Genomic DNA, 8,987 nt, shown 5'->3' on the forward strand with positions numbered 1-8,987 from the left:
GCCGTCCGCCCGTCGGCACCGCCGAGCCCGGAGCCCGCTCCCGCGGCCGGCCCGCCGGAGGAGGCGACCCCGTCCGGCGCGTGGGACGGGTCCCACGCGCCGATGCCGGACGGCCCCACCGACGTGGCCCCGGCGGACCCGGAGGACCGGGCCGCCGTGACCGGACCGGCCGACGACAGCCGAACCGACAGCCTCGTCCCCGTGGCCGACACGGCCGCCGGCGACCGGACCGCCGTGCCCCCGGCGGCCCCCGCGCCGGCCGGCCGTCCCCCGTACGGGACCGATGAACACGGCTCACCCGCACCCAGCCACCCGCACACCCACTCGCACCCGGAAGGCGACACCACTTCATGACCGGCCCGACCACCGCCGACGACAAGCTCACCTGGCTCCTGGAGGGCCTGCTGGAGAGGACTCCGGGTGCCAGGCACGCGCTCGTGCTGTCCCGGGACGGGCTGAAGCTGTGCCGGACTCCGGAGCTGAGCGTCGACCAGGCCGACCAGCTGGCCGCGATCGCCGCCGGCATCCAGTCCCTGTCGCACGGCGCCTCCGTGGAGTTCGGCGACGGCAGCGGCGGGGTGCGCTCGGCGATGACCGAGTTCTACGGCGGTGTGCTGTTCATCGTGGAGGCGGGCGCCGGCGCCCATCTGGCCGTGATCACCACCGAGGACGCGGACGCCGGTGTCGTCGGGCACAACATGAGCGAACTGGTCGAGCAACTCGGCACGTACCTGACCGCTCTGCCCCGTACGTCATGAGCGGACCCGGCAGGAACCGTCCGGGCCGCGACGACGCTCCCGACCGGCTGTACACCCTCACCCAGGGCCGCAGCCGGTCCGGCCCCGACAACCCCTTCGACCTGGTGACCCTCGTGGTCGCCGAGTCGGAGCCGACGGCCGGCATGCAGTCGGAGCACGTGGCGATCCTGAAACTGACCCAGTCCCCCACCTCGGTGGTGGAGATCGCCGCCGAGCTGCGGCTGCCCGTGGGCATCACCAAGGTCCTGCTGTCCGATCTGCTGGCGGCGGGCCGGGTCAGCGCCCGCCACCCGCACCGGCCGGCCATCACCGATCCCGACATCCTGGAGCAGGTGCTCGTTGGACTTCGCAACCTCTGACATGGGGGTCCCCCCGCTCGAGCGGAGCCGGGAGCGGGGGAGCACCCCGCTGGCCGCCTCCGCCGACCAAGGCTTCAAGATCGTGGTCGTGGGCGGCTTCGGCGTCGGCAAGACCACGCTGGTCCGCTCGGTCAGCGAGATCCGTCCCCTCAACACCGAGGAGACCATGACCCAGGCCGGCGAGGCGATCGACGACATCGCCCAGGTCCGCGGCAAGTCCGCGACCACGGTGGCCTTCGACTTCGGCCGGATCACCCTGGACGCGCGCAACGTGCTGTACCTGTTCGGCGCGCCGGGCCAGGAGCGGTTCTGGTTCCTGTGGGACCGGCTGTTCACCGGCACCCTCGGCGCGGTCGTCCTGGTCGACACCCGGCGGATCGACGACTCGTGGTACGCCATCGACCGGCTGGAGCACCACGGCACGCCCTTCATCGTGGCCTGCAACGACTTCGGCGGTCCGGTACGGGCCGGTGCGGACGTCCGCGAGGCCCTCGACCTGGATCCGCATGTGCCGCTGGTCGACTGCGACGCCCGCTCCCGGGAGTCGGGCAAGCAGGTGCTGATCACGCTGGTACAGCACGTGAAGAACCGGTACGCCGACCCGTCCGCGCGGGCGGGCCTGCCCCGACAGGAGTTCGTGTGACCACCCCCGACGCCGTCCCGCTGAGCGGGTCCCGGTTCCAGACCGAACCCGCGCGCCTGTACCGGGAGATGCGGCGCGACCACGGCTCCGTGGTGCCGGTGCTGCTCGACGGTGACATCCCGGCCTGGCTGGTGCTCGGCTACCGGGAACTGCACCAGGTCACCGGTGATCCCGTGCTGTTCAGCCGGGACTCGGACCTGTGGAACCAGTGGGAGAACATCCCCGCGGACTGGCCGCTGCTGCCGATGATCGGGCGCAAGCAGCCGTCGATCCTCTACACCGTCGGCGAACGGCACCGGCAGCGCGCGGCGATGGTGAGCAACGCGCTGGAGGCGGTGGACCCGTTCGAGATGCGCGGGCACGCCGAGCGGTTCGCGGACGAGCTGATCGACGCGCTGTGCGCCGCGGGCGAGGCCGATCTGATCGCCCAGTACGCGATGCTGCTGCCGGTGCGGGTCCTGGCCCGGCTCTACGGGTTCTCCGACGAGGAGGGCCCCGGGCTGGTCACCGCCCTGAACGACATGATCGACGGCCGGGAACGGGCGCTGGCCGGGCAGGCGCACCTGGCCGGTTCCATGGCCCGGCTGGTCGCCGACCGCAGGAAGGAGCCCGCGGACGACGTGGTCTCCCGGATGCTCGCCGACGACAGCGGGTTCAGCGACGAGGAGATCGTCCAGGACCTGATGGTGATGATGGCGGCCGGGCACCAGCCGACCGCGGACTGGATCGGCAACTCGCTGCGGCTGATGCTGACCGACGACCGGTTCGCCGCCTCCCTGTTCGGCGGGCGCAACAGCGTCGCCGAGGCGATGAACGAGGTGCTGTGGGAGGACACGCCCACGCAGAACGTGGCGGGCCGCTGGGCCGCCCGCGACACCCGCCTCGGCGGCCGGGCCGTCCGGGCCGGCGACCTGCTGCTGCTCGGTCTGCAGGGCGCCAACTCCGATCCGCAGGTGCGCACCGACGCCTCGGAGCTGACCGGCGGCAACAACGCGCACTTCTCCTTCGGCCACGGCGAGCACCGCTGCCCGTTCCCCGCGCAGGAGGTCGCCGAGGTGATCGCGCGGACCGGCATCGAGGTGGTGCTGGACCGGCTGCCGGACATCGACCTGGCGGCGCCCGCCGACTCCCTCACCCGGCGGCCCTCGCCCTGGCTGAGAGGACTGACCAGACTGCCCGTCCGGTTCAGCCCCGTACCAGCCCGCTGATCCCGCGCCGCCCCGGCCGGTGCGTCGTGCGGCCGGGGGTCCGGGGGGGTGACTTCCCCGGACCGGCACCGTACCCGCGCACTACGACCCCTGCCCTGGGAGGCACGTCACGATGACGACCGGTACCGCTGCACCCCGCATCGCCCTGGACCCCTTCGTCACCGATCTGGACGCCGAGAGCGCGGCGCTGCGCGCGGCCGGTCCGCTCGCCGCGGTCGAACTCCCCGGTGGCGTCCCGGTGTGGGCCGTCACCCACCACGCCGAGGCCAAGGCGCTGCTCACCGACCCGCGCCTGGTGAAGGACATCAATGTGTGGGGTGCCTGGCGGCGCGGCGAGATCCCCGCGGACTGGCCGCTGATCGGCCTGGCCAACCCGGGCCGCTCCATGCTCACGGCCGACGGCGCCGACCACCGCCGGCTGCGCACGCTGGTCGCGCAGGCGCTCACCCCGCGCCGGGTGGAGCGGATGCGGGAGCGGATAGCGAAACTCACCCAGGACCTGCTGGACGAGCTGCCCGCGGACGGCGGGACCGTCGACCTGAAGGCGGCCTTCGCCTATCCGCTGCCCATGTACGTGATCGCCGACCTGATGGGGATGGAGGAGGCGCGGCTGCCCCGGCTGAAGGTGCTGTTCGAGAAGTTCTTCTCCACGCAGACCCCGCCGCAGGAGGTCGGGGCGACCCTCGCCGAGCTGGCGGGGATCATGGCCGAGACGGTGACGGCGAAGCGGGCCGATCCGGGCGACGACCTGACCAGCGCGCTGATCCTCGCGGCGGAGGACGGCGACCGGCTCACGGACGAGGAGATCGTCTCCACGCTCCAGCTGATGGTGGCGGCGGGGCACGAGACGACGATCTCGCTGATCGTCAACGCCGTCGTCAACCTCTCCACCCACCCCGAGCAGCGCGCCCTGGTGCTGTCCGGGCGGGCCGACTGGTCGGCGGTGATCGAGGAGACGCTGCGCTACTCCACGCCGACCTCGCACGTCCTGATCCGGTTCGCGACCGAGGACGTGCCGGTCGGGGACAAGGTGATCCCGGCCGGGGACGCGCTGATCGTGTCGTACGGCGCGATCGGGCGCGACGAGACCGCGCACGGCCCGACCGCGGGCAGCTTCGACATCACCCGTGAGACGCGCAACCGGCACATCTCCTTCGGCCACGGCCCGCACGTCTGCCCCGGCGCCGCCCTGTCCCGGCTGGAGGCGGGCATCGCCCTGCCGGCGCTGTACGACCGGTTCCCGGGCCTGGACCTGGCGGTACCGGCGAGCGAGCTGCGCAACAAGCCGGTGGTCACCCAGAACGACCTCTTCGAACTCCCCGTACGACTCAACCCCTAGCGCACCGGCTCAGCGCCCTCGGCGCACGGCAGCGGTTCCGTGCACCGAGGGCGTCAACTTCGCGCCCCCCGAATCCTCCCGGGAAAGGGTGAGCGGCGTGGAGGTGAGCGAGGGTTTTCGGCCACGGCTGAGCTGACGGTTGGTGTCAGTGGTGCCTGTGTGACGTGAGTGGCAGGGGCCTGGCGGCCACGGGCGCGGGTGGGAAAGGGGTGTCCTCAGGCGGTCGTTGAAACCAGCCGTACGAGGTTGGCCGGAGCCGTTCGGCCGTCCCTTCCCGAGGCCGGGCGGAATGCGCTGCTCTGACCGGCGTACCGGCGTCGCCTCCGGCGCGTGAACGGCCGGTTGGGGGCGCATTCCAGCAACGCCGACGCAAGGGGAAGACCCATGACCACACCTCCCGCCGCTCCGCTCCGGGTTGCCCTGGTCAACGGCAGCTTCGAACAGCCCACCGTCGCCAACTTCGAGATCCTGCCGGACGCTTCGCAGACGCAGGCGCCCAAGTACGTCCCGGGCTGGCACACCACCGCGTCCGACCACATGATCGAGATCTGGCGGTCGGGCTTCAACGGCGTGCCGTCGGCCGACGGTTCCCAGTTCGCCGAACTGAACGCCAACGAGGTCGCCACGCTCTACCAGGACCTGCCGACCACGCCCGGGTCCACCCTGTACTGGCGGCTCTACCACCGTGGCCGGCTGGGGCAGGACACCATGGCCCTGGACATCGGCGCGCCAGGCTCACCGGTGGAACAGCGCCGCTTCACCGACGGCAACACCGCCTGGGGCTACTACACCGGCACGTACACCGTCCCGGCGGGACAGACGGTGACGCGCTTCTCCTTCCGGTCCGTCTCCGCGGCCGGCGGCAACCGGGGCATCGGCAACTTCCTCGACGGCGTCTTCTTCGGCACCGCTCCCTTCGTGGAGCTGACCAAGTCCGGCATCCCGCAGGGGCCGTTGGAGGTGGGTGACATCGTCACCTACCGCATCACCGCGAGGAACGAGGGCGGCGGCGCGGCGGAGAACCTCGTGCTGACCGACGACATCCCGGAGGGCACGACGTATGTGCCCGGGTCGCTGCGCATCGTCGACGGCCCGAACGCCGGCGCGAAGACCGACGAACAGGGCGACGACCAGGCGTACTTCGACGAGGAGTCGAACAGGGTCGTCTTCCACCTGGGCAACGGCGCGAGCGCCGGGCAGGGTGGCAGCCTGCCCAGCACCGAGACCGTCCCGGCGGGCACCACGGTGGAGTACCGGGTGGTCATCGACCGGTCCGCCGGTGGCACCCGGATCAGCAACACCGCCGCCGCCACCTACGAGAACCGGCTCGGCACCACCCCGCAGCCGCTGACCACCACGTCCAACGAGCAGGTCACCGACGTCCTTCCGGCGGCCGACCTGAACGTGACGAAGTCGGCCGACGCGACCAGGGTGACCGTCGGCCAGACCGTGACCTACCGCATCACCGTCCGCAACGCCGGCCCGAACCAGGCCACCGGCGTCGTCGTCACCGACGAACTCCCCGACAGCCTCGCCTTCCTGTCCGCCGACAGCGCGTCCGGCACGTACGACCCGGCGACCGGTGAGTGGGCGGTCGGCGACGTACCCGACGGCGGCACCGCGACCCTCGTCCTGCGCGCCAAGGCGACGGAAACCGGCCGGCTCACCAACACCGCCACGGTGACCGGCAACGAGACCGAGCCGGACACCTCCGACAACACCGACTCCGTCACCCTCTGCGTCGAACCGGCCCCTTCCTGCTGCGACCCGTGCGCGACCCGCGAGTGACGACCGGCGCCACCTGAAGCGCGCCGTCAGGGCCCCGGCACCGTCCCGGACGGCACCGGGCCCTGACCGGAGTCGACGCGCGTGCCCGAGCGACCTCCCGAAGGGAGGTCCTCTCTCCGGGCTGCTCCCCACCGTCGCCGACGGTGCTGGCCGGCCGGTCAGCCAGGAGCCGGCCGATCAGGCGCGAGGACTCCAGCGCCAGGCGGAACAGGTCCGGAAGCAGGCGCAGGAGGTCAAGGAGCACCTGCCCGGCTTCCCCGGTCCATGACGTCGGGGAGGGCCGCGCCCTCCCCGCCACCCGCATGCCGGAGCCCGGCTTGACTTCGAGCGCGCTCCAGCTCGTAGCGTCGCCGGTGAGATGACAACCCACCGTGCGAAAGGGAATCCCATGCACAAGCGCAGTCTGCGGGATCTTCAGGTGTCGGCCATCGGGCTCGGCTGCATGGGGATGTCCGCCTTCTACGGCTCCGCCGACCGCGCGGAGGGGATCGCGACCATCCGGCGGGCCCTGGACCTCGGGATCGACTTCCTGGACACCGCCCAGCTGTACGGCCCGCTCACCAACGAGTCGCTGGTCGGCGAGGCGGTCAAGGGGCACCGGGACGAGTACGTGATCGCCACGAAGTTCAATTACCGGATGGACGGCACCGTGCCCGGCGACATGAGCACCATCGGCCCGCAGGACGGCTCGGCCGAGCACGTCCGCAGCTCGGTGGAGGGCTCGCTGCAGCGCCTGGGCACCGACCACATCGACCTGTACTACCAGCACCGCGTCGACCCGAACGTGCCCATCGAGGAGACGGTCGGCGCGCTCGGCGAGCTGGTCGCCGAGGGCAAGGTGCGCCACATCGGGCTGAGCGAGGCGAGCGCGGAGACCATCCGGCGCGCCCACGCCGTGCACCCGGTCACCGCCGTGCAGAGCGAGTACTCGCTCTGGTCGCGGGACGTGGAGGCCGAGGTGCTGCCCGCGTGCCGCGAACTGGGCATCGGGTTCGTGCCGTACTCGCCGCTCGGCCGGGGCTTCCTCGCGGGCCGCTTCGCCTCTCCCGAGGAACTGGACCAGGACGACTTCCGCCGTACGAACCCGCGCTTCGCGGACGCCAACCTCGCGGCGAACCTGCGGCTCGCGGAGAAGGTCAAGGAGCTCGCCGCCGAGAAGGACGTGACCCCGGCCCAGCTGGCCATCGCCTGGGTGCTGGCCCAGGGCGAGGACCTGGTGCCGATCCCGGGTACCAAGCGCCGCACCTACCTGGAGCAGAACGCCGCCGCGGCCGATATCGAGCTGACCGCCGAGGACCTGGCCCGGATCGACGCCGAGCTGCCCGAGGCGGCGGGCGAACGGTACGACGAGGCGGGGATGCGCGCCGTCAACCTGTGATCGAGGCGCACGGCCGCCGGGGGACGGCTTCGCCGGCCGTGCGCGCCGTCCTTCGCCCGGCCAGTGCCGGAGCGACGGAACGGGGGTCTGTGAGGAACCCCACGCGGGTGGCGACGGGCCTGCTCGGAGGGCGTTTTCCCGGCTCGGCGGGCCCCTTGCTCGGCCGGTGCGGCGATGACTCGGCCGTCCCGTCTGTCACCATGGTCGGCGCCCTGACCAGGCGGCCCGGCCGTGCGACGCAGCCGGCCCGACGGGCTCCGCCGGTCTCTCACCACCCCTGGTTGTCGAGTACCCCGCCGTGCCCTCTGCCTCTGCCGTGTCCACCCCCGCCCACGCCCCGGCCTCCCGTTCGCCGTGGCGTTCCCTGCGCCACCGCGGCATGCGCTGGTGGTCGGCGGCCAACTTCGTCTCCAACGCCGGCACCTGGATGCAGCTCACCGTGCAGAACCTGCTCGTGCTGCACATCACGGGCTCGGCCGCGGCGACCGGTCTGTCGATGTCCGTCCAGGCGGCCCCCGCGCTGCTGGTGAGCCTGCTCGGCGGCGCGGCCGTGGACCGCTGGCCCCGGAAGCTGACGGTCACCGTCAGTCAGACACTGCTCGGCGCGGTCGCCTTCACCACGGCGCTGCTCGTGGCGCTGGACCGGATCGACATGACGGCGCTGCTGGTGCTGGCCGCCGTGACCGGTGTCATCGCCACCGTCGACGGGCCGGCCTGTGCCCTGCTCGGCAACGACCTCGTGCCGGTGGCGGACGTGCCGTCGGCGATCGGGGTGGGCGCGCTGGTGCACAGCGCGGGCCGGCTGGCCGGAACCGCCCTGGCCGGGGTGGCCGTCGGCTTCCTGGGCACGGCCTCCGCGTACACCGCCAACGGGCTGTCGTTCCTGTTCGTGGCCTCGGTGGTGCCGTTCCTGCGGCCGGCCGCCGGGGCCGTCGAAGGGGCGGCGGCCGTGTCACGGAAAGCGCCGTCCCGTGCGGAGACGGGTGTGCGGGAGGGCCTGGCCTTCTTCGTGCGCAGGCCCCGGCTGGTAGCCCTCGCGGGCATCACGGGTCTCAGCTCCGTCTTCGGCCGCAACTACGGCCTGACCCTCGCCGTGCTGGTCACCGGGCCGCTCGCGGGCGGCGCCGGGGCGTTCGGCACCGTGTCCACCGTGCTGGCCGTCGGCGGCATCATCGGCGCGGTCCTCGGCGCCCGGCTGCACAAGCCGTCCGTGCGGACCGTGGGCCTGCTCGCGGCGGGCGGCGCGCTGCTCCAGGTGGTGGCCGGACTGTCGCCGTCGCTGGCGGTGCTGCTGGTGCTGGTGCTGCCGATGGCGGTCGTGGAGTCCGTCTCCGACACCGCCGGTACGGCCGTGCTCCAGACCGACCCGCCGCCGCATCTGCGCGGCCGGGTGCTCGGGGTGTGGAGCAGCATCGGCACGGTGTGGAGCCTCGGCGGACCGCCGCTGCTGGGCCTGCTGATGGAGTGGGCCGGGGCGCGCGGCGCCCTGGTGGCGGGCGGTCTGCTGATCGCCG

General features: G+C 72.7%; 8 protein-coding genes and 1 pseudogene. All 9 read left to right on the forward strand.

Annotated elements, in window-relative coordinates:
• Nucleotides 1-354: pseudogene (locus tag H5J33_RS36755) on the forward strand (histidine kinase); the annotation flags it as partial.
• Nucleotides 351-758, forward strand: a complete 408-nt coding sequence (locus H5J33_RS14415) for a roadblock/LC7 domain-containing protein (RefSeq protein WP_030611435.1) — start codon at nt 351-353, stop codon at nt 756-758. The pseudogene H5J33_RS36755 and the gene H5J33_RS14415, both read left to right, overlap by 4 nt.
• On the forward strand, nt 755-1,117 hold the full coding sequence (locus H5J33_RS14420) for a DUF742 domain-containing protein (RefSeq protein ID WP_181795310.1): 363 nt from the start codon (nt 755-757) through the stop codon (nt 1,115-1,117). The genes H5J33_RS14415 and H5J33_RS14420 overlap by 4 nt, the downstream gene beginning before the upstream one ends.
• Complete coding sequence (locus tag H5J33_RS14425; protein ID WP_399552826.1) at nt 1,098-1,760, forward strand: GTP-binding protein; 663 nt, start codon at nt 1,098-1,100, stop codon at nt 1,758-1,760. The genes H5J33_RS14420 and H5J33_RS14425 overlap by 20 nt, the downstream gene beginning before the upstream one ends.
• A complete protein-coding gene (locus H5J33_RS14430) occupies nt 1,757-2,968 on the forward strand; it encodes a cytochrome P450 (protein WP_181795312.1) in 1,212 nt (403 codons plus the stop codon). Before H5J33_RS14425 ends, H5J33_RS14430 begins: the two co-directional genes overlap by 4 nt.
• A gap of 112 nt (nt 2,969-3,080) precedes the next feature.
• Entirely contained in the window at nt 3,081-4,307 is a 1,227-nt protein-coding gene (locus tag H5J33_RS14435) for a cytochrome P450 (RefSeq protein WP_181795313.1), read from the forward strand.
• 384 nt (nt 4,308-4,691) lie between these two features.
• Nucleotides 4,692-6,095 (forward strand): DUF11 domain-containing protein, encoded by a 1,404-nt coding sequence (locus H5J33_RS14440; RefSeq protein ID WP_181795314.1) that lies wholly within the window; start codon nt 4,692-4,694, stop codon nt 6,093-6,095.
• A 388-nt stretch (nt 6,096-6,483) separates the two neighbouring features.
• Nucleotides 6,484-7,473, forward strand: a complete 990-nt coding sequence (locus tag H5J33_RS14445) for an aldo/keto reductase (protein ID WP_181795315.1) — start codon at nt 6,484-6,486, stop codon at nt 7,471-7,473.
• Nucleotides 7,474-7,852: 379 nt separating this feature from the next.
• Nucleotides 7,853-8,987: MFS transporter (locus H5J33_RS14450; protein WP_220212334.1), on the forward strand; the 1,135-nt coding region annotated here is incomplete at its 3' end.

Origin of the sequence: Streptomyces sp. WELS2 (genome assembly GCF_013870595.1) — a bacterium.
GTDB lineage: Bacteria > Actinomycetota > Actinomycetes > Streptomycetales > Streptomycetaceae > Streptomyces.

What these genes read in the sequence shown, in the direction of transcription:
- H5J33_RS14415 (WP_030611435.1), top strand. Translation starts at nt 351, where the DNA reads ATGACCGGCCCGACCACCGCCGACGACAAGCTCACCTGGCTCCTGGAG.
- H5J33_RS14420 (WP_181795310.1), top strand. Translation starts at nt 755, where the DNA reads ATGAGCGGACCCGGCAGGAACCGTCCGGGCCGCGACGACGCTCCCGAC.
- H5J33_RS14435 (WP_181795313.1), top strand. Translation starts at nt 3,081, where the DNA reads ATGACGACCGGTACCGCTGCACCCCGCATCGCCCTGGACCCCTTCGTC.
- H5J33_RS14440 (WP_181795314.1), top strand. Translation starts at nt 4,692, where the DNA reads ATGACCACACCTCCCGCCGCTCCGCTCCGGGTTGCCCTGGTCAACGGC.
- H5J33_RS14445 (WP_181795315.1), top strand. Translation starts at nt 6,484, where the DNA reads ATGCACAAGCGCAGTCTGCGGGATCTTCAGGTGTCGGCCATCGGGCTC.